The organism is Chitinophaga barathri, from assembly GCF_003807585.1.
In the GTDB taxonomy this organism is placed as follows: Bacteria; Bacteroidota; Bacteroidia; order Chitinophagales; family Chitinophagaceae; genus Chitinophaga; species Chitinophaga barathri.
On the sequence record NZ_RMBX01000002.1, the window covers coordinates 422,027 to 445,726 of the forward strand.

General features: G+C 50.9%; 15 protein-coding genes. 4 read left to right on the top strand and 11 right to left on the bottom strand.

The genetic code is table 11. The features are described 5' to 3' along the window. Positions 1–103 precede the first annotated feature (103 nt). Positions 104–2,536 (top strand): transglycosylase domain-containing protein, encoded by a 2,433-nt coding sequence (locus EG028_RS04895; RefSeq protein ID WP_120515326.1) that lies wholly within the window; start codon positions 104–106, stop codon positions 2,534–2,536. 50 nt (positions 2,537–2,586) lie between these two features. On the opposite strand, the gene EG028_RS04900 is transcribed toward EG028_RS04895, so the two are convergent. Both EG028_RS04900 and EG028_RS04905 read right to left on the bottom strand, forming a co-directional pair. Continuing rightward, the gene (locus EG028_RS04900) at positions 2,587–3,198 is read right to left on the bottom strand and encodes a hypothetical protein (protein ID WP_120515325.1); all 612 of its coding nucleotides are present in this window, start codon (positions 3,196–3,198) and stop codon (positions 2,587–2,589) included. Then, positions 3,195–3,650, bottom strand: coding sequence for a hypothetical protein (locus EG028_RS04905; RefSeq protein ID WP_120515324.1), 456 nt, complete (start codon positions 3,648–3,650; stop codon positions 3,195–3,197). The genes EG028_RS04900 and EG028_RS04905 overlap by 4 nt, the downstream gene beginning before the upstream one ends. An 842-nt stretch (positions 3,651–4,492) precedes the next feature. Between EG028_RS04905 and EG028_RS04910 the strand changes: the two genes are divergently transcribed. After that, the gene (locus EG028_RS04910; protein ID WP_162946295.1) at positions 4,493–5,704 is read left to right on the top strand and encodes a tetratricopeptide repeat protein; all 1,212 of its coding nucleotides are present in this window, start codon (positions 4,493–4,495) and stop codon (positions 5,702–5,704) included. Between the two features lie 15 nt (positions 5,705–5,719). Here the strand turns inward: EG028_RS04910 and EG028_RS04915 are convergent, their stop codons facing one another. The 3 genes from EG028_RS04915 to EG028_RS04925 all read right to left on the bottom strand — a co-directional run bounded on the left by EG028_RS04915 (position 5,720) and on the right by EG028_RS04925 (position 10,326). Then, positions 5,720–6,643, bottom strand: a complete 924-nt coding sequence (locus tag EG028_RS04915) for a M20/M25/M40 family metallo-hydrolase (RefSeq protein WP_120515668.1) — start codon at positions 6,641–6,643, stop codon at positions 5,720–5,722. Between the two features lie 56 nt (positions 6,644–6,699). After that, positions 6,700–8,550 (bottom strand): membrane protein insertase YidC, encoded by a 1,851-nt coding sequence (gene yidC, locus EG028_RS04920; protein ID WP_120515322.1) that lies wholly within the window; start codon positions 8,548–8,550, stop codon positions 6,700–6,702. Positions 8,551–8,670: 120 nt separating this feature from the next. Continuing rightward, a complete protein-coding gene (locus tag EG028_RS04925) occupies positions 8,671–10,326 on the bottom strand; it encodes a CTP synthase (RefSeq protein ID WP_120515321.1) in 1,656 nt (551 codons plus the stop codon). A 556-nt stretch (positions 10,327–10,882) separates the two neighbouring features. On the opposite strand from EG028_RS04925, the gene EG028_RS04930 reads away from it, so the two are divergent. Beyond that, positions 10,883–11,407, top strand: a complete 525-nt coding sequence (locus EG028_RS04930; RefSeq protein WP_120515667.1) for an acyl-CoA thioesterase — start codon at positions 10,883–10,885, stop codon at positions 11,405–11,407. A gap of 231 nt (positions 11,408–11,638) precedes the next feature. Here the strand turns inward: EG028_RS04930 and EG028_RS04935 are convergent, their stop codons facing one another. Genes EG028_RS04935 through EG028_RS04945 form a run of 3 tightly spaced genes read right to left on the bottom strand, consistent with a single transcriptional unit; the run spans position 11,639 to position 15,147 of the window. Beyond that, positions 11,639–12,220, bottom strand: a complete 582-nt coding sequence (locus tag EG028_RS04935; RefSeq protein ID WP_120515320.1) for a precorrin-2 dehydrogenase/sirohydrochlorin ferrochelatase family protein — start codon at positions 12,218–12,220, stop codon at positions 11,639–11,641. Positions 12,221–12,222: 2 nt separating this feature from the next. Beyond that, complete coding sequence (gene cobA / locus EG028_RS04940) at positions 12,223–12,999, bottom strand: uroporphyrinogen-III C-methyltransferase (protein ID WP_120515319.1); 777 nt, start codon at positions 12,997–12,999, stop codon at positions 12,223–12,225. 27 nt (positions 13,000–13,026) lie between these two features. Continuing rightward, positions 13,027–15,147 carry a HEPN domain-containing protein gene (locus EG028_RS04945; protein ID WP_120515318.1) on the bottom strand — a complete coding sequence of 707 codons (2,121 nt, stop codon included), beginning with the start codon at positions 15,145–15,147 and terminating at the stop codon, positions 13,027–13,029. A gap of 527 nt (positions 15,148–15,674) precedes the next feature. Here EG028_RS04945 and hxpB point away from each other — a divergent pair. Beyond that, entirely contained in the window at positions 15,675–16,334 is a 660-nt protein-coding gene (gene hxpB / locus EG028_RS04950) for a hexitol phosphatase HxpB (protein WP_162946293.1), read from the top strand. Positions 16,335–16,600: 266 nt separating this feature from the next. Here the strand turns inward: hxpB and EG028_RS04955 are convergent, their stop codons facing one another. The 3 genes from EG028_RS04955 to rpsA form a co-directional block, all read right to left on the bottom strand. Then, on the bottom strand, positions 16,601–18,136 hold the full coding sequence (locus tag EG028_RS04955) for a SusD/RagB family nutrient-binding outer membrane lipoprotein (RefSeq protein WP_120515316.1): 1,536 nt from the start codon (positions 18,134–18,136) through the stop codon (positions 16,601–16,603). A 14-nt stretch (positions 18,137–18,150) separates the two neighbouring features. Beyond that, the gene (locus EG028_RS04960; RefSeq protein WP_120515315.1) at positions 18,151–21,336 is read right to left on the bottom strand and encodes a SusC/RagA family TonB-linked outer membrane protein; all 3,186 of its coding nucleotides are present in this window, start codon (positions 21,334–21,336) and stop codon (positions 18,151–18,153) included. Positions 21,337–21,795: 459 nt separating this feature from the next. After that, on the bottom strand, positions 21,796–23,694 hold the full coding sequence (gene rpsA, locus EG028_RS04965) for a 30S ribosomal protein S1 (protein ID WP_120515314.1): 1,899 nt from the start codon (positions 23,692–23,694) through the stop codon (positions 21,796–21,798). Positions 23,695–23,700 lie beyond the last annotated feature (6 nt).

Sequence of the window (23,700 nt, forward strand, 5' to 3'; positions counted from 1 at the left end):
TGTTTCACACATTTTAACATATGAAACCGAGCTTAATAAGATGCCAGATCTTAAGATTTTGCGAGGTTCCATCTGGCCATCAAAGTAGAAGAAAAATATACAGATGAAAAAATCCGTAAAAATATTATGGTATGCCTTTGGCGCCGGTGTGGCTGTATTCCTGCTGCTCCTGCTGCTCATCAACCTCCGCCTGATCGGCCATATGCCCAGCATGGAGGACCTGGAGAACCCAAGGACGTCCCTCGCCTCTGAAGTGATTGCCGAAGACGGCACCATTATGGGGAAATATGTCCAGGTAGACCGTTCCAACGTTGATTATAAAGATATCTCCCAGAACGTGATCAATGCCCTGCTGGCTACAGAAGACCGTAATTTCTACAGCCACTCCGGCATCGATGCCAAAGCCACTGCGGCTGTGCCGTTTTACCTGCTGATCGGGAAAAAACGCGGTTCCAGCACCATTACCCAGCAGCTGGCTCTCAACCTCCAGCAGGATACAGAAGGTAAAACCCGCTCCCGCAACATGCTGGTCCGTTCTTTCCAGAAACTCTCCGAGTGGGTGATCGCCATCAAACTGGAAAGAAACCTTACTAAAAAGGAGATCATCGCGCTTTACCTGAACACCGTGCCCTTCGGCGATAACGTATATGGCATTGAGAACGGCTCCAGGACCTTCTTCAGCAAAGAGCCCGCGCGCCTTTCCATCGAAGAGGCCGCTACGCTGGTAGGTATGCTGAAAGGCTCCACCCAGTACAATCCCCGCAGGAACCCGCAAATGGCCCGCGACAGGCGCAATACCGTGATCAACAACATGGTGGACGAAGGATACATCACCAAAGCGGATGGCGAAGCCGCCAAAGGCCGCCCCATCGTATTACGTTATAACAAGATCGACCACAACAAAGGCCTCGCTCCTTACTTCCGCGAAGTACTGAGAGCGGAACTGAAAGCCTGGTGCAAAGAGCATAAAAAAGCAGACGGCACCGAGTACAACCTCTATCGCGACGGCCTCAAAATATACACCACCATCAATCCCCGCATGCAGCTGTATGCGGAAGAAGCCGTGGCCAAACACCTGAAAGACCTGCAAAAGTCTTTCCAGCAGCAGGCCAACATCAAAACCGGCAAGATCTGGAAAGACCCGCTGGCCGTGAAAGACCTGCCCGTGTTCATCCGTGAAAGCGACCGCTACAAACAGATGAAAGAAGACGAAGCCACGGACGAAGAAATAGAAAAGGCATTCAACACCCCCACCAAAATGCAGGTGTTTGCCTGGAAGAGCTTTACTGAAAAGGACCTCAATGTGACCGATACCCTGATGACGCCGCTGGACTCCATCAAATATTCCAGGGCTATCCTCCAGACCGGTTTTATGGCAATGGACCCTGAAAGCGGTGAAGTAAAAGCCTGGGTAGGCGGCCCGGATTTCCGTTATTTTAAGAACGATCACGTATCCAAAACGCTCCGCCAGGTAGGTTCTACCTTCAAACCATTCCTCTACTGCTTTGCATTGATGAACGGCTTCAACCCGAACACCATGCTGCCGAACGAACCGATCAGCATCGGCAACTGGACGCTAACCACCAACTCGGAAGGCAGCGTGGGCGGTTCCATTTCCATGGCGGGCGCACTGGCCAAATCGCTGAACCTGGTGAGCGCATACCTCATCAAACAATTTGGCGCCAAAGCATTTGCCAACTTCGCCAATACCAAGATCGGCTTCCAGTCGAACAAGATCGAGCCGTATCCTTCCATTGCGCTGGGTACTTCCACACTTTCCCTGTTTGACATGCTGAGGGCCTATACGATGTTCCCCGCGAGGGGCGTGATCACCACACCGATCTACGTTACCCGCATCGAAGACCGTAACGGCAACATCTTGGAAACAAATGTGCCTGAGAAAAAAGAAGTGATCAGCGAAATAGACGCATACACCATGGTGAAAATGATGGAAGGCGTAACCACCACCGGCGGTACCGGTGCAAGGTTGCGTTTCCGTTACAACATCCCCGGTGAAGTAGCTGGCAAGACCGGTACTACAAACAGCAACACGGACGGCTGGTTCATCGGCTACACCCCGCAGCTGCTGGCCGGCGCATGGGTAGGCTGCGACAACAACTACCTCCGCTTCAACAGCACGGCGCTGGGCCAGGGTGCAAACACCGGCCTGCCTATCTGGGCGCTGTTCATGCAGAAAGTATACGCGGACAAAACGCTGGGCGTAGATCCGAACTCCAAGTTCCCGATCCCCGCAAACATGCAGAACGACCTTTACTTTAATTACGACAGCAACGTACAGCCCGGCGCGGAAGCGGAAGATTTCGGCAACGGCGCCGCCAGCGACTACGAAACGATAGACCTGCGCGATTACGGCGAGCCCGCGGAGCCTGCAAAGGAAACACCCAAAGATCAGCCTAAAGAGCAGCCCAAAGACAATAAAGACAAAGAGAAAAGGAAAGACGAGCAACAGCCAGCCCCCGCCCAGCAGGGAAGTAACCCGAAGGCGGTGATGCCGGCGAAGCCGAAGAATAATTGATTGTCTTTCTGAATGATATTGGAAAAGGCCGGCAGATACTGCCGGTCTTTTTATTTTACCATGACATCTACGACTGAAGACCGCGAACAATATATAGCCTGAGCCGCACAAAGTGCCAAAAGATAAATGGACAATAAGGCTCCCAGGTAATAATAAAGGATAGACATTGTATTAGACTGAATCTCATCGGGCAGCCAGATATCCGTTGCCTCATCAGAATATCCTTCCAGCATCATACTGTTGACCGCAGATATGGATCTGTTTACTTTCATCAATGAATCGTACACCGGGCGGGCTGCGGACAAAACTGTATTCCCCACTACAACCGTCTGTTCTTTAAGCCTGTCCGTAGCAGTATTGTTGAAATACACAGATTGGTAATGAAAAAACTGAAATAGGGATAACAATAACAAAACAGCAGATGCAATCCACCATTTTAATGCATATTTTTTTTGCCTGAAACGATTCATCGGGTAAATCAATACCAGGGTTACCACTACTATAAGGACCTTTGAAAGGGTAAGAATGTTTACAGAAGCCAGCGAAGTGGACTGGTTGATTCCTGGTGAGATCAACACTTCGGAAATCATCGTAACAAATGCTAGTGCGAAAGCAAGGAGAATATTCCAGTAACGTTTAAGCAGCGTAAGAGCACCCATCATTGTTCTGTAATTAAAAATGCTATTTCAAGTGTACCCATTGTCCTCCGCAGTGTTTCAACCCTTGATTGTATTATTTTTCCGTTCTTTTCGATCCAGACCAGTTTTATACCTGGTGAGATATTTTTTTCATTTCCAAATGTGGGAATAAACACTGTAACATTCTTTGGCAAATTGGAGAGCTGGGGTTTCAGGTAACCTGTATAGCCTCTTAACTCTTCGTCTCCCTTACTATCCATCACCTTTAATTTGACCCTGACGGTCGTAAGTGGGTTATTGGGGTCCGCTCCCATGCCCGGGAACCAACATTTGGCGGCAATATCATCATGTAGAAAACGGATCAACGGCTGCTTTACCTTCGGATCATCCGTTCTCAATATGCTGTCTATAACCTGCCCATAGTTTCCGAGATCATCTGCATAATATGGAATCAGGGAATCGCGCTCTCTGAGCATGGCAGGTAATTGTCGTGTTTTATGCTGGATCAATATCAATAGCGAGTCATTTGATCCGTCGAAAGAACCAGAACACAAATTCCTTTGTAGTTCATGCGTAATAAGGCTGTCTATGCGCTTAACGGCTATTGTTACTGAATCCTCTTTGCAGTGGAGATTTTCAGGCACGGCGCTACGAAATGACGGGGGATTGGTTAAAAGGTATAGTAAAAGGGCCAGGGGAAGCTTGTACACAGGTGGTATTTTCTGTTAAAATACGGATTTGCTCTATATATTCAAATTTTCATGCTAGTGACGAATATTTTGCCTAATTTGTTTTTAAATACCTTTGATTCTGTATGAGATCCCTTATTTTTTTATCCCTTATACTCATACTGGGTTCTTCCCCCCGAACATTTGCCCAAACAGGCTTCTTTTGTGGTTATAACCCGGTAAATGAAAAAGACCCCTTCAAGGAAAATCTTTGCCAGTTCTTTGGCGCACTGCCAGATCAGGAAGCAACAAAAGTAGTGGAAGCTATTCTGGGAAAGATAGGCGTAAAGAACAGTATCAAGATCGTACCCTGCCTGAAGATCAAAAACTGCTACGCATGGTTCTACAACGACCCTAAACATCCCGGGCAGTATATTTTATATGATCCTGTTTTCCTGGAAAAGATCAAAAACACCGCTGCTGCGGACTGGGGTGCCAAGTGTGTTCTAGCACATGAAGTAGCCCATATACTGTTTGGTCATACTTTTGAATCGCAAGGTTCCAATCCGGATTTTGAACTGGCTGCGGATAAATGGTCCGGATATGCCTTATACAAACTGGGCGCTCCTGAAAAAAGCATACTCGACGGCGTGATAAACTATGCGGAAGACAAACCTTCTCTTACGCATCCGCCAAGATCAGAAAGACAAAAAGCTGTCATCCAGGGATACCAGGAAGCGCAACAGGAATATCGCGCTACTACCTCTCAACTATCTGCCAATATCATGGAACAGGCCCGTAAAAAATATGAATCCGCTATAACCACACCGGACCTTCACGCCAGAGTCGTGAAGCTTTCTGAAGCAATTACCCTGAATCCGAAATACAGCGCCGCATATTATGCTCGGGCTGATGCCTATAATAATATGGATTCCACAGACGCCGCGCTGAGAGAAGTAAATAAAGCCATCGAGTTTAACGTTAATGATGCCAATTATTATTACCTTAAATCCGGAATCCTCAAAAATAAAGGGCAGTCCCCCGCCGCCATACGGTCCATTGAAACCGCTATCTCCCTTAATCCAGGCCTGATGCAATACCGGATTATGCATGCTCTCTTACGTATCAATAACAAGGAATACGATCAATGCATCAAGATATGCAACGAGGTATTGCAAAGCGACAAGGGCAACGAAGATGGTTATTTTTACAGGGGTCAAAGCTACCTGGCGCTTTCAAAATTCCCGGTGGCCATTGAAGATTTCAGTAAAGCCATTAGCTTTCGTCCGAATCATTTTTTGTATTACAGAAGCAGGGGAAGATGTTATAGTGAAACAGGCAATTATACAGCCGCTCTTGCTGATTACAAAAAATCATTGCTGCTAAACCCTTCAGATGCCGAAACCAAAAAACTTATCGAATCTGTTAATAAAAAGCTAAGTGACGAACTTACAAAAACCAGAGGATATGTAAATGATGTAACCTTGGACCCGAACGTTACCAGGAACAACCTATATGGTATGGAAATTACAACGGATTTTAATGTCCAGAATATGAAAGGGATTAACGGAAAGGCTGTTGCTTATTTTTATTTTGAAGATGGAACACCATTAGTAACCAGCATCGATCGTTACCGAACAGCGGCCGGTGAATTATCCAGCAGTACTGACTTCCGGCCCGGGTATCATCCTGCTGATTTTAAAGCTCTGAAGATATTTCTTCCCTATAATATCCTTATTCTTCCGCAAGGCTCCATCCGGCTAAAATACCAGGTCTGTATATTTTCCTACAAGAATAATGTACCTGTGGAACTTTGCAGGAGTGAGTTCAAACGGTTTACGCTGAACGTTCAATACGAATAGCGAGATGTTCCGGCTTTATTTTTCCCCCTTATACTCCAGCTTATCCACCTTCATCGCATTATTGATCAGCTGCACCGCTATCTCCAGTATCCCCGCTTCTTCCTTCGCCTTCACTTTCGGCGCATCATCGGTGGGCTTGTGATAGTCATCGTGGCCACCGGTGTGGAAAAATAATACCGGTACGCCCGCCACATAAAAACTGTTATGGTCGGAGCCGCCTTTGCCGGCGGCGTCTGTAAAGAACTTAATGCCTTCGTATTGCACGCCTTTGAATATCTCCGGCCATTCTTCCGCGGAACCATAACCGCCGATGCCGACGCCCCGCTCAGGGTTGTAACGGCCGATCATATCCATGTTCAACATAAAATGCACATTACTGAGCGAATCCACGGGATTTTTTGTGAAGTATTTGGAGCCCTGCAGGCCCAGTTCTTCGCCGCCAAAGGCGATGAACATAAAATTGAACGGTTCCTTCCCGCCGTTCTGTATATAATAACGGGCCAGCTCCAGCAGGCCTGCCACGCCGGAGGCATTGTCGTCCGCGCCATTGTGTATCTGGCCAACGGGATACCTGCCGTCAAATAAACCTGCTGTGCCCAGGTGGTCGTAATGAGCGCCGATGATGATCGTATAAGGAGCACCGTTGTCCAGGTAACCGATGACGTTGCGGCTGCGCAGATCTGTGTGTTTGCCGCGGCTGAAGGTAAAGTCCTGGTACCAGGCATCGTGGTTCCCCGGTTCGAGGCCCAGCTTGCGGAATTGTTTCATTACATATCCGCTGGCTTTTGTACCGCCCTTTTCTTCCGTTCCACGGCCTTTCAGTTTGTCGGAGGATAAATACTTCACCGTTTCCGTGATCCTTTCCGCTGAGGGCTTATAATCCTGCGCAAAGCCCGTAAGGCCCGCGAGTAATAATCCTGCTAATACTGTTACTCTCATATCTTGTTTAAAATAAGAAGGCTCCATATGGTGGAGCCTTCTTTATCAGGAAATTTTTATTTCTTTTTTGGTTTCGGTTGTTGTTTCTGTACTTCCTGCTGGCGTTTCTGCATCTCTTCCAGTTTCTCGGCCCACTTGCTTTTGCTCGCCGGCTTCGCTTTGTTCGCCTGGATCTTCGCGTGGATCTTGTCGTGGTTGATGATGAACGTCTGGATCACCCATTGCAACGCGATACTGATCACGTTGCTCAGGAAATAATAGTACGTGAGCGCCGCGGCCATGCTGTTGAAGATACCCAGCAGCATCACGGGGAATACATAAGGCATGTATTTCATTACGGGGTTGCTCTGGTCCGTCATACCGCGGTTGTAGAACGCGAGCACGAGGCTGGTAATCGTCATCAGGATGGTGAACAAACTGATGTGATCGCCGTATAAAGGGATCATGAAACCGAAGTTGTAAATGGAATCGTAGGTGGAAAGGTCTTTCGCCCACAGGAAACTTTCCTGCCTCAGCTCAATGGAAGAGGGGAAGAAAGAATACATCGCCACGAGGATGGGCAACTGCAGCAGTGCCGGCAGACAGCCGCCGAGCGGGTTCACGCCCGCGCTGCGGAAAAGTTTCATCTGCTCCATGCCAAAGGCCTGCTGATCGTCTTTATGTTTTGCCCGCAGTTCGTCCAGTTCGGGTTTCAGCACCTTCATTTTGGCGGCTGATACGTAACTCTGGTAGGTGAACGGTGCGATGATCAGGCGGATGAAGATGGTGAGCAATAAGATAATGAGACCGTAGTTGCTGGTAAGGCCGCCAAGGAAGTCGAATACCGGGATGATGATCCAGATGTTCACATACTTCACAAAAGCAAAGATACCTGAGCCGAGGGGGATGATCTTTTGCAGACCGATGTCCATGGCTTTGAGGGTCTTGTATTTGTTCGGGCCGTAATACACTTCCACGGGGAAGCTGTAAGTGGCCGCGCCATTGTAGGGAATAGTCAGCGTGCTCATCTGCTGGCCAACGATATTGGCGCTTTCCGGTACTTTGGAGTGGATCTCCGCGGAGGCGAACTTATCTTTTTTGGCGATCAGGGTGATGTTGAAGAACTGTTGCTTGAAGCTGATCCACTGAAGCGGTTTGCCTAGCTTCTCCTCGCTTTTGTTCTGCAGGGTGAAGTAGTCGTGTTCTTCATTTTCATAGCGGTAATGCACCTGGTTGTTCAGCCGCTCCTGCTTCATGTCGTGCTCCTGGAGGTTCGCCTGGCTGTTCCATTGCAGGTTCAGGTTGCCTTTCGGCAGGATGTTCTGCATGTTCACCAGGTTGATGGTATAATCCACCAGGTAGCTGTCGTTTTTCAGCATGTATTGATACTCGATGTATTGGTTCGCGCCGGCGGCAAGGCGGTAGCTGATGCTCTGGCTGCCGTCAGGATGTTTTTCAATCTGGCCGGGTGTGAAATATACATCTGAAGTATTGAGCGTCTGATTGTTAGGCAGGGGAAGTTTCAGCCCGGTCCTGTTAAAAGAGCCTTGCTGGAGGAAAAGGGGCTTTCCGTCTGAGGATTTGAACTCCGTCAGCTGGATGAGTTTGGGCTCACCGCCTTTGTTGCTGAAAGTGATCTTAACGAGTTTGTTTTCCAGTACGGCGGTTGCTTCAGTACCGGTAGCGCCCGCGGCATAGGGACCGTATTCTGCGCTGAAAGCGGCGGAATCAATAACCGCTGCGCCGGTGCTGTCTTTCAGTGTGGCAACGGGTTTCGCCTGCTCGTCCTTGGGCTTATTCAGGTTGGCTATGGAATCCTGACGGGCCTTCTCCAGTCTCGCGTTTTCAGAGCTTTTCTGATTCCAGAAAATATACCCGATCAGTAAAGCGCCTAATAACACAAAACCGATGACCGAATTTCTATCCATGTCGAAAATTAAAATTTAAGGAGCAAAGGTAATATTTACGGCATAATGATGCACGATTTCTGCCGGGTAGAAATGTTAAATCATTTACCGGCAGGAACCGTGCATCACTTGATGATTATTTTATTCATGTATTACTTTCTCTTCGGCCTGTTTAGCCTTGCCGTTTTTGTTCTCGGCAAAGCTCTTGGCGGCTTCTATGAAGCTCACGAAGAGAGGAGCCGGGCTTTCCACGGTGCTTTTCAGCTCCGGGTGGAACTGGCCGCCTACAAAGAAAGGATGGCCGGGCAATTCGATCATTTCCACGAGGCCGGTTTCCGGGTTTTTACCGGAGGCTACCATACCCGCCTGCTCCAGTTGCTGGAGATAGTCGTTGTTGAACTCATAACGGTGCCTGTGACGCTCCGTGATGGCCGTTGCGCCGCCATAGATGGCCGATGCCTGGGATCCGGGCTTCAGGTCGCAGGCGTAAGCGCCCAGGCGCATGGTACCGCCCATTTTGGTGATCTTTTTCTGCTCTTCCATGAGGTTGATCACCGGGTAAGGCGTTTCCGGGTTCATTTCGGTGGAGTGCGCTTCGCGAAGGCCCAGTACGTTGCGGGAATATTCCACTACGGCCATCTGCATACCAAGGCAGATACCGAAGAACGGCAGGCTGTTTTCACGGGCATACTGGATAGCCGTGATCTTGCCCTCTATGCCGCGGTGGCCGAAGCCGGGTGCTACTAAAAGCCCATCGAGGTTTTTCAGTTTCTCGCTTACGTTTTCGGGCGTAATATGTTCAGAGTGAATATTTTGTACAATTACCTTGCATTCGTTCACCGCGCCGGCGTGGATAAATGACTCCAGGATGGATTTGTAAGCATCCTGCAATTCCACGTATTTGCCGATCAGGCCGATGGTCACTTTGGATTTGGGGTATTTCAGTTTGTCCAGGAACTCGCGCCATTTCACCAGTTCGGGTTCTTTTTCAACGGGCAGCTTCATCTTTTTGAGACAGATCACGTCCAGCTTCTCGCGCATCATTTCCAGGGGCACTTCGTAGATGGTTCCTACGTCGTTCGCTTCTATCACCGCTTCTACCTGTACGTTACAGAACAGGGCGATCTTCTTTTTCAGCTCGCGGTACATCGGCTCTTCCGTACGGCACACCAGGATGTCCGGGTGAACGCCGTTTTCGCTGAGCAGTCTTACGGAGTGTTGGGTAGGTTTGGTTTTCAGTTCCTTAGCCGCGCGCAGGTAAGGGATGAGGGTGAGATGCACCACCAGGCAGTCTTCTTCGCCCAGTTCCCATTGCAGCTGGCGTACAGCCTCAATGTAGGGCAGGGATTCGATGTCGCCCACGGTGCCGCCCAGCTCGGTGATCACGATATCATATTTGCTGTCCTTGCCCAGGAGCAGGATGCGGCGTTTAATTTCGTCTGTAATGTGCGGGATCACCTGTACCGTTTTACCGAGATAAGCGCCTTCACGCTCTTTGTTGATCACGGTCTGGTAAATGCGGCCGGTGGTCACGTTATTGGCCTGTGAGGTGGGCGTATTCAGGAAACGCTCATAGTGGCCAAGGTCCAGGTCGGTTTCGGCGCCATCTTCGGTTACATAACATTCCCCATGCTCATAAGGGTTCAATGTACCCGGATCCACATTGATATATGGATCAAATTTCTGAATTGTCACTTTAAAGCCGCGCGCCTGCAATAGTTTAGCGAGGGACGCTGCGATAATTCCTTTACCCAATGAGGAAGTAACACCTCCCGTAACGAAGATATATTTTGCCATAAAAAACTAAGTTCCTGAAATTTTTACTTGACCAAAGAGGAAGTGCTGCCGGGACTGTAATGGTGTATCCTGTCAAGTAATTTACTTCCGTAAGGTCATGCAAAGATACACAAATTTGCCTCCCACCCAAGTTCAATTTCCCGGAGGGCGTTCCAAAATCCGCGCAAATCCAATACCATATTGCCTTTCAAAAAATTAACAGAAATATCTCCCGTTGCTCTTTCCCGCCGCGGTGTGGAATCTCCCGTTCTTCTTTTGTACCGTGGCGGCTACGTACCCGGCAAATGCAGGCGGGCATTTCAAATATTCCGGCAACATTCCGCCCTGATTTCCATTGCCTCGCGGCGCTTCCCTCCTTCGCCGCTCTCACCGACGGGAATTATCATAGCATTACCGTAATTTTGCGTCCTGAAGCCGGGCATGAGAAATATTTGTCATACAAGAGACATTCCCGCCAGGCTCCATCCGACCATTAAAAAGTCGATTATTAACGGATGACATGCAATTCCATCCGACAATTAAGAAAATCAGTTATTAACGGATGAAATCATTTGATATGACCTTAACGCCAAAAAAGGCACACGATTCCCTGATCCAGATGACGGAGCTGGTGCTCCCCAACGATACCAATACCTTCGGCAACCTGATGGGCGGCCGGCTGATGTACTGGATGGACATCGCCGCCGCGCTGGCCTGCATGAAACACTGCGCCGCGCCGGTTGTAACTGCCTCTGTGGACAATATCTCCTTCGAAAACCCCATCAAACTGGGCAACGTGGTGCATATCGAAGCCATCGTGACCCGTGCCTTCACCACTTCCATTGAAGTGCATATGAAGGTGTGGGGAGAAGACCCGGTGCTGCAATACCGCTACAAATCCAACGAAGCGTTTATGACCTTCGTAGCCCTGGACCCAAACGGCAAATCCCGCCCCGTGCCGCCGGTGGTGGCCGAGTCCGAAGAAGAAAAAAAATTGTTTGAAGGCGCCCTGCGCCGCCGCCAGCTGAGACTGATCCTGGGAGGCAAAATGAAACCCGCCGACGCGGGTGAGCTGAAAGCCCTGTTTTACGAGCAACAATAACCCGGTGAGAATATTATAACAAAGGCCGTCCCCGAAAGCATTCGGGACGGCCTTTGTTATTCAGATACTATTTTAACACCCCTTCCCGCCCGCTCTCCTATACCTCTCCTATACGTATCCTATACGTACGGTATACTTTGGGTACAGGTGAATAAAATACCGGTTTTAAAACAAAGAGGCCGCCTCAACGGAGACAGCCTCTTTTTCTGTATATGAATCGATCTATCTAAATCAGTCTTTGCTGACCAGTACACTGGTGAGCTCGTTCAGTTTTTTCACTTTGTCGGCAAAATCCCCTTTCAGCCGGTCGCGGATGGCCTGGAGATGATGCAGCACGTTTTCCAGTTGCTCCGGGATCGCATCGTTCAGCACTTCCTTCAGCCTTTTGGCGATGGTGGGCGATTTGCCGTTTGTACTGATGGCGATCTTCAGGTTGCCTTTCTGCACCACGGAGCCTAGGTAAAAGTCGCAGAGGGCGGGCGTATCCGCCACATTGATCAATACCCTGGAAGCTTTCGCCTTTTCCCAGATGCAGCTGTTCAGCTCTTTATCCGCCGTGGCGGCTATCACCAGGTCTTTCCCGAAGAGGTCTCCGCAGGAAAACTCCTTCTGCACCAGCGTTACGTTGTTATATCCTTCGGTGATACCCGCCATTTCGGGGGCAAACCAGGTGGCTACAACGGTTACGCGGGCTGCCGGGCAGTTTTGCAGGATGGCCGATACTTTCTCGCAGCCTACGTTCCCGGCGCCTACTACCAGCACCTGGAGCTGATCCAGCTTAAAGAAAACGGGAAAAAGGTGATTTTGCTCCATGATCAAACGGCTAATTTGTAATTGTCGGCCAGTTTGGTCTGCAGTTCCTGGAATGCTTCGTGGAACCGTACCACCTCGCCTATCACGATGATCGCGGGATTTTTCAGCCCTTGTTCCTCCGCAAATACGGGAAGGTCCTGCGCCACGCCCACGCCTATTTTCTGGGTAGGCAGGGTGCCGTTCTGAATGATGGCTGCGGGCACCTGGCCTTTGCCGAGCTGGGCATAAATATCCGCGATCTCCTGCAATTTACTCATTCCCATGAGGATTACCACGGTGGTATCCGCCTGGATAGCGAATTCCAGGTCGCGGGACAGCTTGCCGTCCTGCGTGGTGCCGGTGATCACCCAAAACCCCTCGCTCACGTTCCTTGCGGTGACGGGTATTTTGTTCACGCCGGGTACGGAAATGGCGCTGCTGATGCCGGGGATCACTTCCGTTTCGATGCCGTACTGCTGAGCTGCCGCCAGCTCTTCCTGGCCGCGGCCGAATACGAAAGAGTCTCCGCCTTTCAGGCGTACCACGCTGCCGTAGGTGAGGGCATATTTCACGATCATGCGGTTGATCTCCGCCTGGGTATACACGTGCATGCCTGCGCGCTTTCCTACAAAGCGTTTCAGGCAGTTCTGCGGTGCATGGTCAAGGAGCTCGTTGTTAGACAGGGCGTCATACAGTATCACGCGGGCTTGCTGGATCGCTTTCAGTCCTTTTACGGTGATCAGTTCCGGGTCTCCGGGTCCAGCTCCTACCAGCGTCACTTTGGGTTGTTGTGTTTGCATGATCGTACAATTTTTATGGTTGGTATATCAGGCGTTCGCGTTTGCCGTCTGCTTCTCCGTGCGGTATTGCTGCGCTTTGTCGTAGAAGGCTTTTGCCTGTTGGTAATATTGTTTGGCGAAGCTCTCGGTAGGCTCGTGCTGGTTGATCTGCAGCACAAGGCTCTTAAAGCTTTCGGCCGGTACTTTGAATTTGCCGGTTTCCACGAAATGTTTGTCGAAATCGTTCATGATGCCATGCTGTGTGTTACAGTTCACGTTTTCGTCCAGCAGGATGCTTTTCGCGGTCTGGATGAGGCAGGCGTAGGAATGGTAAATACCATCGGCCCATGAATTGTTCGCAAAGCTCTGCGCGGCCCATTCCAGTTTTTCTTCCGCTTCAAACAGCAGGGTGGCAATCAGGTCGATCATTACGCCGGCACATTCGCCCACGCCGATCGCCGTGCTGAACCCTTCCGCCTGGCCCCAGTCGATGAAATCACCGTCCTTGAGGCTGGTGAGGTCCGCGAGCGGTTTCAGCAGTTCGTAGAAATATTTTTCACCGTTACGGTCGTAATAGTCGTTGAACAGTTCTTTGTCCTTTGCATTGGCTTCGTAGTTGTGCAGCAGGGTGCGCAGTACGTCAGGACCACGACGGCTGGGCACTTTCAGTACCTTGTCTGAGATCCTTCCCGCACCGTCCGTGAGCACACCGCCGCCGAGCAGTACCTGCAATGCAGGCAGTACTTTACCGCCGCTTTTCAGGGAGGAGCCGTGGAAACCGATGTGGGCAAGACCGTGCTGGCCGCAGGAGTTCATACAGCCGCTGATCTTTATTTTGATATCGTTGTTGTAGATCAGGTCCGGGAATTCTTCGTGGATCACCCGTTCCAGTTCCGCGGCGATGCCGGTGCTGCTGGAGATGCCAAGGTTACAGGTATCTGTGCCGGGGCATGCGGTGATGTCCGCCACGCTGTCAAAACCCGCCGCCTTAAATCCTGCTTCTTCCAGCAGGGAGAAGATATAAGGCAGGTTCTCTTCGCGCACAAATTTCAGCAGCAGGCCCTGGTTCACGGTCACGCGTATATCATCGGCCACTACCGGGCGGAGTTTTTCAACCAGCGCGCGGGAAGTGTGGGATTTGATATCACCCAGCGGTACGCGGATGTAAGCGCCGAAATAACCTTCCTGTTTCTGTTCAAAGGTGTTGGTCTTTTTCCAGGCTTCAAACTGCTTCTGGTCCTGGATGGTGAAAGCGGGAGCGGTGAAACCGTCCGCCGGCACTACGTCCGCGGGCCATGCAGCATAATCTATGGCTACTGTTTTGGATTTGATGGCTTTGTATTCCTCTTTTACCAAACGCTCAAATTCTTCCATACCGATCTTCTGGATGAGGAATTTGATACGCGCCTTGTGACGGCTGGATCTTTCGCCATGACGGTCGAACACCCGGAGCACGCTTTCGATGTAAGGGATCAGCTGATCCGCTTCCAGGAATTCGAAGGCCGTTTTGGCGAGGTAAGGCTGGGCGCCGAGGCCACCGCCTACCAGTACTTTAAAACCACGCACTTCCTTGCCGTCCACGATGCGGATCTTGGGGATCACGCCGAGGTCGTGCATGAAGGTGAGGGCGGTATCTTTTTCGCTGGAGGAGAAGGCCATTTTGAATTTACGGCCCATGTCCTGGCAGATGGGGTTGCGGAGGAAATAACGGAAGGTGGCATCCGCGTAAGGCGTGATGTCAAATGGTTCTTCCGGGTCAATACCTGCTTTATCAGAAGCGGTGATATTACGGACGGTGTTGCCGCAGGCTTCGCGAAGCGTGATATCGTCCAGTTCCAGTTTGGCCCACAGCTCGGGCGTTCTGTCCAGCGACACAAAATGTATCTGGATATCCTGCCGGGTGGTGAGGTGAAGGTTACCGGTGGAATATTCGTCTGAAATGTCTGCAATGCGGTTCCATTGCTGAAGGGTCATTTTGCCGTACGGCAATTTGATGCGGACCATTTGCACACCCTGCTGGCGCTGACCGTATACGCCGCGCGCAAGGCGGAGGCTGCGGAATTTCTCGTCGGACATTTTGCCCTCGCGAAACAGCCTGATCTTTTGTTCCAGTTCAATAATGTCCCGTTCTACGATCGGATTTTCCAGTTCGGTTCTGAAACTTTGCATGATAATTGAATTGCTCGTTATTTAATGGTATTCATCCCGTTAATATTTGTCTTCTTATAGGCCGGATGGAACCTTTTTGGTTTCATAACTACTACTTCCGGCACAGGCCTATAATATAAACAAAGCCCCCGTTTGCATATCGGAGGCTGTCGTTGTATGATTCTGAATTCAGATAATTCATATGTAGATTCCTCCTCAGTCCGTTGAGACTGACCAACAGCACATGCGCATATTCATTCTTACTGATACTGTATTGCCCATTTTCCTATAGAATTTGTAGAGTAATACAAAGGTATAGGTCCGGGTCGTAAACACAAAACTTTTTTTGATAAAAAACGGGGTTGAATTTTAGAAAATATCTAATAAGTAAGCCCGGGGCAGGCGGAAAGCCGTTTGGCTGCTGATGGGGCGCAGCTCCGGGGAAATGGCTCATCAGTAGCCAGGGGAGGCGGGCCCGGCTGTAAATGGGCAGCCGGAATGGCATTTCTCCTTCAACTTCGTACCTTTGCGGCGCAAAAAGTACAATAATGATCAATACGGTGATATTTGACATGGACGGCCTGCTGGTGGATTCCGAGCCTCTCTGGGGCGTCGCTATGCGGGAGGTGTTTTCAACGGTAGGCGTTTCCCTCTCCCCCGAACTGACCCACTTAACTACGGGCCTGAGAACCAAGGAAGTAGTGAGCTACTGGCATAATTATTTCAAATGGAACAGCAAAAGCGCCGAACAGGTCACCACCGAGATCATCGACAGCGTAACCCATAAGATACTGCATGAGGGCCAGGGCATGGAAGGCCTCCATTATATCCTGGATTTTTTCCGCAGCCGCGGCTTCGGCATCGGCCTGGCCTCCTCCTCTCCCATGAGCCTTATCCAGTCCGTGCTCAGCCACCTGGATATCCGCTCTTCGTTCGACGCGGTGGTTTCCGCCGAATTTGAGCCGTACGGCAAGCCCCACCCCGCCGTTTACCTCGCCTGCGCGGGAGAGCTGAACGCCAATCCCCTGAACTGCCTTGCATTTGAAGACTCCGTAACGGGCATGATAGCCGCCAAAGCCGCCCGCATGAAGGTGGTAGTGGTGCCTGAAGCGCATAAAAGAACCGAACCGAAGTTTGTACTGGCCGATATGAAACTGGACTCCCTGCTGCAATTCGGGGATGAACAGCTGGAACTGCTGCGCAAATAACCCTTTCCCAACGGTGATATCGCCGTTAGAACGCTTTTACTCCGCTGTTACATCACTAATACACGGCCGTTGCAGGCCGGTTACAGGCCGGTATGGGGCCGGTATAACGCCAATTAGAGGCCAGTATGAGCAGGTCCGGAACAGGTTTAAAAGCGGCCTAAGGCCAAACAACGACCGTGCAACCGATCTCATAACAGGATACCCGGTATAAAAAACGGCAGGAACCTTCGCTCCTGCCGTTTGTCTATCAATAGTTAACATGTCTGCTACTTATTCCACCACACTTTCGTGTCCAGCCGGTCGTTGCCCTGCGCGGCTACAGCGGCCTGGTAGTTGTCCCTGTTCACGGTCTGCTCTTTCTGCGGATAATACACCCTGGCAGGAATGGCGGTGCCGGTGATGGGAATGAATTGCTGGTTTTCCGGGGCACCGGGGGCGCCGGGCCATACCACGTCACCGGCTTTCACCAGGAAGCGGGGATAACCCGTTCTGCGGATCTCAGCCCAGGCTTCGTTGCCCTGCATATACAGCGCAAGATATTTCTGGGACAGTACGGTCTCCTGCGTGGCCGCCGGCAGCAGGGCCAGGTATGCGGTCACAGCAACAGGGTCCGCACCCCATTTTTCGAAAGATGCCTGTACGCCTTTTACATAATCCGCCTGGTTCCAGTTACGGTATTCGGACAGCAGGAAATTCACTTCCGCATATTCCAGCAGCACTTCCGTGTAATCGGCGGCATTTACGAGCGTACCGGGCAGGCTGATATCTTCCGCTTTCAGGATAGACGCCACCGTTGCGTTCAGGCCGTAAGGCTGGCCGAGGTATTCGTTGTTTTTGTTCACCCGCGCATACACTCTTAAACGGGGGTCCGGCGCGGCAAAGGGGCCTGCCTGGCCTTTCAGCACATTGATCAGGATGTGGGACACGGAGAAGTCGCGGCGGTTTTCCGTCACGGTGATGCGGTACAGCGGCGCTTCGTTCGGCGCTTTGGCTTCGTATTTCAGCGTGGCGTTTTCCGTGTTGTTTTGGATCAGGCCGCCCGCAATCGCTTCCTGGATATGGGTTTCAGCCAGCTGCGGCAGTTTGGCGCGGACGCGGATGGCGGCGCGCAGCCTCAGCGAGTTGGCAAAACGTTTCCAGAGATCGGGCCTGCCTTTGTAAATACCATCGTAGTTGCCGAAAGTATTGGCGTTCACATCCAGCTGAGCGGCCGCTTCCTTCAGTTCCTTCAGGATGTCCGTATAGATCTTCTGCTGCGAAGCGTATTTCGGTTTCACGATGGCAGGGTTCAGCTTCAGTGCCTGGAAGTCCGGATCGTCGCTGCCGTAGGAGCTGTAGGGAATATCCCCGAAAGCATCCGTGAGGGAAATGAACGCGTAGGATTTCAGGATACGCGCGATCGCGATCTGGTTTTCGTTCGGGCCTACGTTCGCCGTTACTTTCACTTTGGTGAGCGGGTCCGTGTTCAGGCGGATGATCTGTTCCAGGTTGTTCAACGCTTTGTAGGCATTGTCCCAGTAAGCATCTGAATTCGCTCTGGGCAGGTCGTACCGGCTTTCGTTCGTATACTGGTTCTGTGAAAAGTACTGGGCAAAAAGCATGCTCCCCCTGAAGTTACCGACTGAGCCGCGGAGGTTGTCCAGCAGCTGTTTCTGCGCCTGGGAAAGAATGGTGGTGGTGGGCACATCGGAAGGCCTGTTGGGGTCCTTGTTGATGTCCTCGAACTTATCGTCGCTGCAGGCGGCCAGGAACAGTAAAGCTCCAAGCGCCAGCGTATATATTTTAGAAAGTTGTTGTTTCATGGTCGTTCAGTTTACTAGAATTTCACCTGTACAATAAAACCGAATGTTGCAGGCACCGGCAGGTTGCCGCCTTCCACACCCTGGATATTTCCACCGCTGTTCGTCAGTTCCGGATCGATGTAATCGTTCACGGTATAGATGTTCCAGAGGTTCCTGCCGTATGCGGATACACGCACCTGGCGTACAATGCTGGTCTTGGAGAACGGGATGGTATAACCTGCCGTCACTTCGCGCAGCTTCACGTAAGTACCGTCAAAAATGCTCTGCGTGGTGGGGCCGTTGGAGAAACCCAGTGCCCAGTCCATCGCGGAAATGCGCGTGGTGTTCACTTTGGTATTGGACACGCTGTAAGAGCCGTCCGGGTTAAATGTTACGGTACCGTTCACACCGTCCAGCACGAGGCCGTTTTCGCGGATGCCGTTTTCTGCCGTCGGTTTCAGTACACCGGTCTGCATACCCACTTTGTAAGTCTGGGAAAATACTTTCCCGCCTACACGCCCGTCTACGAGAATGCCCGCATCCCAGCGTTTGTAAGTGAAGCGCTGGCCGATACCGAACTGCCATTTGGGGAGAATGCTGCCCAGCGGCACCATTTGCTCCGTGCGCAGGTATGCGCCGTTTGCACCGATCACTTTATTTCCATCGTTGTCATATACAAAATCATATCCAAGGAACTGACCGTAAGACTCTCCTTCCCTGGCCACCAGCGTGATGAGCGTGCCGGTCGGGTCGTTGATGGGATAACTGCTGGCGTCTTCCGTCAGTTTCACCACTTTGTTTTTGTTGGTGCTCCAGTTCAGGTTTACATCCCAGTTAAAATCCTGGTTGGTAACGGGCACTACGTTCAGATTCACTTCCACACCCTGGTTATTGATCTTACCCGCGTTGATGAAACGGGATTCATAACCAAATGCGGTGGACACCGGGATGTTGATGATCTGGTTCCGGCTGTCGTTCGTATACACGGTTACATCCAGGCCCAGCCTGTTGCGGAATGCTTTAAAGCTCACGCCTGCTTCGTAAGAGGAAGTGATCTCCGGCTTCAGCTCAGGGTTCGCGAAGATGGACGGGAGTTTATACCCGGGGTTGCCGTTGAACGCCTGTGTGGCTTCGTATGCCTGCTGCAACTGGTAAGGATCGGTGTCGTTGCCCACCTGCGCCCAGCTGAGGCGGAGCTTCAGGAGGTTGATCCAGCTGGAGGATTTTAATTCACCCAGTTCGCTGATCACGAATGAAGTGGATACAGAAGGATACGCGAAGGAGTTTTTGTCCAGCGGTAAAGTGCTGCTCCAGTCGTTGCGCAATGTTCCGTCCAGGAAAAGGAAACTCTTGTAACCCAGCGATACGCTTCCGAAGAGTGAATAAATGCTCTTGTGGAAGGAGTTGGATTCGTTCAGCACGCTGCTGGCGTTTTTCAGGTTGTAATAGTCCGGTATAATGAGGCCACCCTGTGTGGCAGCGTTGCTGATACGGCGTTTCTGGTTCATGATGTTACCACCCGCGAATGCGGAGAGGCTGAAATCATTCCAGCGTTTTTTTGCGTTGGCGAGAAACTCGTAGTTGAATTCGCTGAAGTTGTTCGAGTATTCGTTGTAAGAGCTCTGGCTGCGGGAGAATACCGCGATCCTGTCCTGGTTCTGGTAATCGTACAGGTCCGCGTTCACTTTGGAGCTGAGTTGTAACCAGCTGTTCACGTCGTAGGAAAGACCGATGTTCCCGTAGAAGCGGTCACGGTTTTCTTCGAGGTAACTTTCGAAGGCGGACCAGAAAGGATTGTCGATGTATTTAGTGGCGCGGCCGGCGGCGGTGTTTTCGTAACTGTTACGGTTCCATGCGCGGGGCGTGCCGTCCGGGCGTTTGTATTCGCGGAGTTTATCGTAGTCCACCTGTACCTGTCCCCACTGGTAGGCTTCCAGCATGATATTGCGGTTGCTGGCGCCGGTCCAGGGCCTGCCGGTGCTTTGGTTTTTTACATAGTTGACGTTCGCGGTGGCCAGGAATTTGCCGAAGCGGGAAGAACCGGAAAGGTTCACCGTATTCCTGTGCAGGCTTGAATTGGGTATGGTACCACGAACGGCGCGATTGGTATAGGAGAGCCTGAAGGCCTGGTTCTCGTTGCCGCCGCTGATGGAGATATTGTTGCTGGATGCAAGGCCGGTGCGGAAGAAGTCTTCCACGTCTGATTTGGGATAGAGCCAGGGCTGCGGTTTCAGGTAATCGTCCGCGTATTCGGGGTCCAGGTTGTACCAGTGCAGTACGGGGGTGCCGTCCAGTTCGGGGCCCCAGCTTTCGTCCATGCCGTAGTCCACGATATTGTAAGTAGTGCCGTTGATGGTGGCCGTCTGGAAAGTATTGCTTTTACCGCCGCCGTAAAGGTGCTGGCGTTCGGGCAGGCGGGTGAGGCGTTCAAATTCAAGACCTGAATTGAGCGTTACGTCAAAACCTTTGCCTGCTTTCCCTTTTTTGGTAGTGATCACAAACACGCCGTTGGCCGCGCGAGTGCCATACAATGCGGCAGCGGCCGGGCCTTTCAGCACGTTGATGTTTTCAATATCATCAGGGTTCAGATCCTGGATCATATTGCCCACGTCTTTACCCGCGGACGAGTTGATCGTGCTTTTGGTATTCATGTCCGTATTGTCGATGGTGATACCGTCGATTACAAACAGCGGCTGGTTGTTCCCTGAAATGGAATTGATGCCTCGCAGCAATACCCTTGTGGAGCCGCCCATGTTGCCACCGGAGGAGATCACCTGCAGGCCGGCTACTTTACCGGAGAGGGCTCCCAGTGCGTTGGTGGGGCGTGTTTGCAGTTCGGCGCTTTTCACTTCCTGCACGGCGTAACCCAGTGCTTTGGTGGCGCGGGAAATACCGAGCGCCGTCACCACTACTTCCTGCAATTGTTTATCGCCTGTTTTGAGCGTTACATTGTAAGAAGCAAGGCCGCTGAGGGGCTGTGTGAATGTTTCCATCCCGATGAGGGAGAAAGTGAGTTCGGTGGCGTTGTCCGGAACATCCAGGCTGTAGCTGCCGTCTCCGGCGGAGATGGTACCGGTGCCGGTGCCTTTGATGAAAACGGTTACGCCGGGTAACGGCTGTCCGTCTGCGGTAGAAACTTTACCGGTGATTTTCCTGCTTTGTGCATAGATAGTTAGGTTGGTCATCAGCAAAAGCAGGGTAAGCTTAAGAAAGTGTCGCATGGTTTTTACCCTATTATATTTATAGACTAAATAGGTTGCGAAGGTATAGGATGTGTTAAAACTATCCTAATAAATTTTAACTATAGCTTCATCGATGCGCTGGAATATTGATGAATAAAGAGTTTCAGGGATTACTTAGTTGTAGCTGCAACTATCTTCGAAAACGTTTTCGTAGAGAAGCATTGTTTAAAAAGCCCGTCATTGAGGAGCAGCGGGGGATCTGTGCAGGGGCCGCGACGAAGCAATCTCCATATCTAGGTGTACCTCCATTCGATGCAGGAGATTGCTTCGTCGCCCACCCACTTTAGCGCTGCCGCTCCTCGCAATGACGGGATTGCCCCGCCCACTTTAGCCCGCTGCTCCTCGCAATGACGGGCTTTTGCTGGTCAAAATATTGACAAAAAAAATCCCCTGGTTTGCACCAGGGGACCTTTTATTTTTAAACGAATCCGTCGTTACTTATTCACCTTTCTTTTCTTCACCACCTTCGGACTGTTTCAGTTTTTCTCTGAGTTCAGCGAGAGCGCCGAGATCACCGAGTGTTGCTTTCTCCACCTTAGACTGGATGTTTTTCACAGTCTTACGGGTTTTGTCGGCTTCAGCACGTTGTTCTTTCTTCACAGCGTCTTTTTCGTCGGCTTTCACTTGTTCCCAAACCTTGGTGTGAGATACCAGGATGCGTTTTTCGTTGCGGTCGAATTCAATGATCATGAATTCTTTCACATCTTCAACAGCAATGGGTTTCTCATCTTCAGTGCGCAGGTGACGGGCGGGAGCGTATGCTTCCAGGCCGTATTGCAGCTGCACGGTAGCGCCCTTGTCATCTTTCTTCACTACGGTACCTTCATGGATAGAACCAATCGGGAAGATAGTTTCGAAAGTATTCCAGGGATCTTCTTCGATCTGTTTGTGGCCAAGGCTCAGTTTGCGGTTGTCTTTATCAATGCCCAGGATCACTACTTCGATCTCGTTGCCCACTTTCGTGTACTCAGACGGGTGATTGAAGCGTTTGATCCAGCTCAGGTCGGAGATGTGGATCATACCGCCGATACCGGTTTCCAGCTCTACGAATACGCCATAAGGAGTGATGTTTTTCACGATGCCTTTGTGACGGCTGTCCAGCGGGAATTTGGTTTCGATAGTAGACCAGGGGTCTTCGGTGAGTTGTTTGATAGACAGGCTCATTTTACGCTCGTCTTTGCTCAGGGTAACTACCACTGCTTCGTACTCTTCGCCCAGTTTGAAGAACTCTTTGGCGTTGATCGGGGTGGAAGCCCATGAGATTTCGGATACGTGTACCAGGCCTTCTACACCAGGCAGAATTTCCAGGAATGCGCCGTAATCTTCGATATTTACAACCTTGCCTTTTACTTTGGCACCTTCGGTGATAGTTGCAGGCAGGGTATCCCACGGATGCGGGGTGAGCTGCTTGTAACCTAAGCTGATACGTTTCTTCTCGTCGTCGAAGTCCAGTACAACCACATTGATCTTCTGATCCATCTGGAGTACTTCGCTCGGGTGAGAGATACGGCCCCAGCTGATGTCTGTGATGTACAGCAGACCGTCCAGACCGCCAAGGTCGATGAACGCACCGAAGTCGGTAATGTTTTTGATGGTACCTTCCAATACCTGGCCTTTTTCCAGTTTGGAGATGATGTCCACACGTTGCTGCTCGATGTCGCTTTCGATAAGCGCTTTGTGGGAAACCACTGCGTTGCGGATAGCCTCGTTCACCTTAACTACCTTGAACTCCATGGTTTTGCCTACAAACTGATCGTAGTCAGTAACCGGTTTAACGTCGATCTGTGAGCCGGGCAGGAACGTTTCCATACCATACACGTCCACGATCAGGCCGCCTTTGGTTTTGCTGGTAACAGTACCAGTAACCACTTCGCCGGTTTTGTAAACTTCCACGATGCGTTCCCATGCACGTTGCATACGAGCCTGTTTGCGGCTCAGGTGCAGGTTGCCGTCGCGGTCTTCTTTTTCTACCACGAGCACTTCCACCTCATCGCCGATCTTCAGCTGGGGAAGATCACGGAATTCGTTGAGGGAGATCAGACCATCGGATTTGAAGCCGATGTTCAGCACCACGTCGGTTTTGGTTAAGCCAACCACTGTACCGGTAAGCAGACCGTTTTCCTCGATCGTCTTAAAAGTACTGTCGTACGTTGCGTCGTACCTGGCTTTCTCTTCTTTGTTGTAAGAAGATACGTTACGTTTGTCCACGCTCCAGTCAAAATCGTCGTGAGCGGTGGCAACAGGTGCATTTGTTGTCGCTGTTTCCACAGTAGCTACTTCAGCCACAGGAACCTGTTGTTCAGCGTTTTGTTCGTTAGTAATGTTGTTTTCTGTCATAATATA

Coding starts and splice junctions, on each gene's coding strand:
- EG028_RS04895 (WP_120515326.1), top strand. CDS start 104: ATGAAAAAATCCGTAAAAATATTATGGTATGCCTTTGGCGCCGGTGTG.
- EG028_RS04900 (WP_120515325.1), bottom strand. CDS start 3,198: ATGATGGGTGCTCTTACGCTGCTTAAACGTTACTGGAATATTCTCCTT.
- EG028_RS04905 (WP_120515324.1), bottom strand. CDS start 3,650: ATGCTCAGAGAGCGCGATTCCCTGATTCCATATTATGCAGATGATCTC.
- EG028_RS04915 (WP_120515668.1), bottom strand. CDS start 6,643: ATGAGAGTAACAGTATTAGCAGGATTATTACTCGCGGGCCTTACGGGC.
- yidC (WP_120515322.1), bottom strand. CDS start 8,550: ATGGATAGAAATTCGGTCATCGGTTTTGTGTTATTAGGCGCTTTACTG.
- EG028_RS04925 (WP_120515321.1), bottom strand. CDS start 10,326: ATGGCAAAATATATCTTCGTTACGGGAGGTGTTACTTCCTCATTGGGT.
- EG028_RS04930 (WP_120515667.1), top strand. CDS start 10,883: ATGACCTTAACGCCAAAAAAGGCACACGATTCCCTGATCCAGATGACG.
- EG028_RS04935 (WP_120515320.1), bottom strand. CDS start 12,220: ATGGAGCAAAATCACCTTTTTCCCGTTTTCTTTAAGCTGGATCAGCTC.
- cobA (WP_120515319.1), bottom strand. CDS start 12,999: ATGCAAACACAACAACCCAAAGTGACGCTGGTAGGAGCTGGACCCGGA.
- EG028_RS04945 (WP_120515318.1), bottom strand. CDS start 15,147: ATGCAAAGTTTCAGAACCGAACTGGAAAATCCGATCGTAGAACGGGAC.
- hxpB (WP_162946293.1), top strand. CDS start 15,675: ATGATCAATACGGTGATATTTGACATGGACGGCCTGCTGGTGGATTCC.
- EG028_RS04955 (WP_120515316.1), bottom strand. CDS start 18,136: ATGAAACAACAACTTTCTAAAATATATACGCTGGCGCTTGGAGCTTTA.
- EG028_RS04960 (WP_120515315.1), bottom strand. CDS start 21,336: ATGCGACACTTTCTTAAGCTTACCCTGCTTTTGCTGATGACCAACCTA.
- rpsA (WP_120515314.1), bottom strand. CDS start 23,694: ATGACAGAAAACAACATTACTAACGAACAAAACGCTGAACAACAGGTT.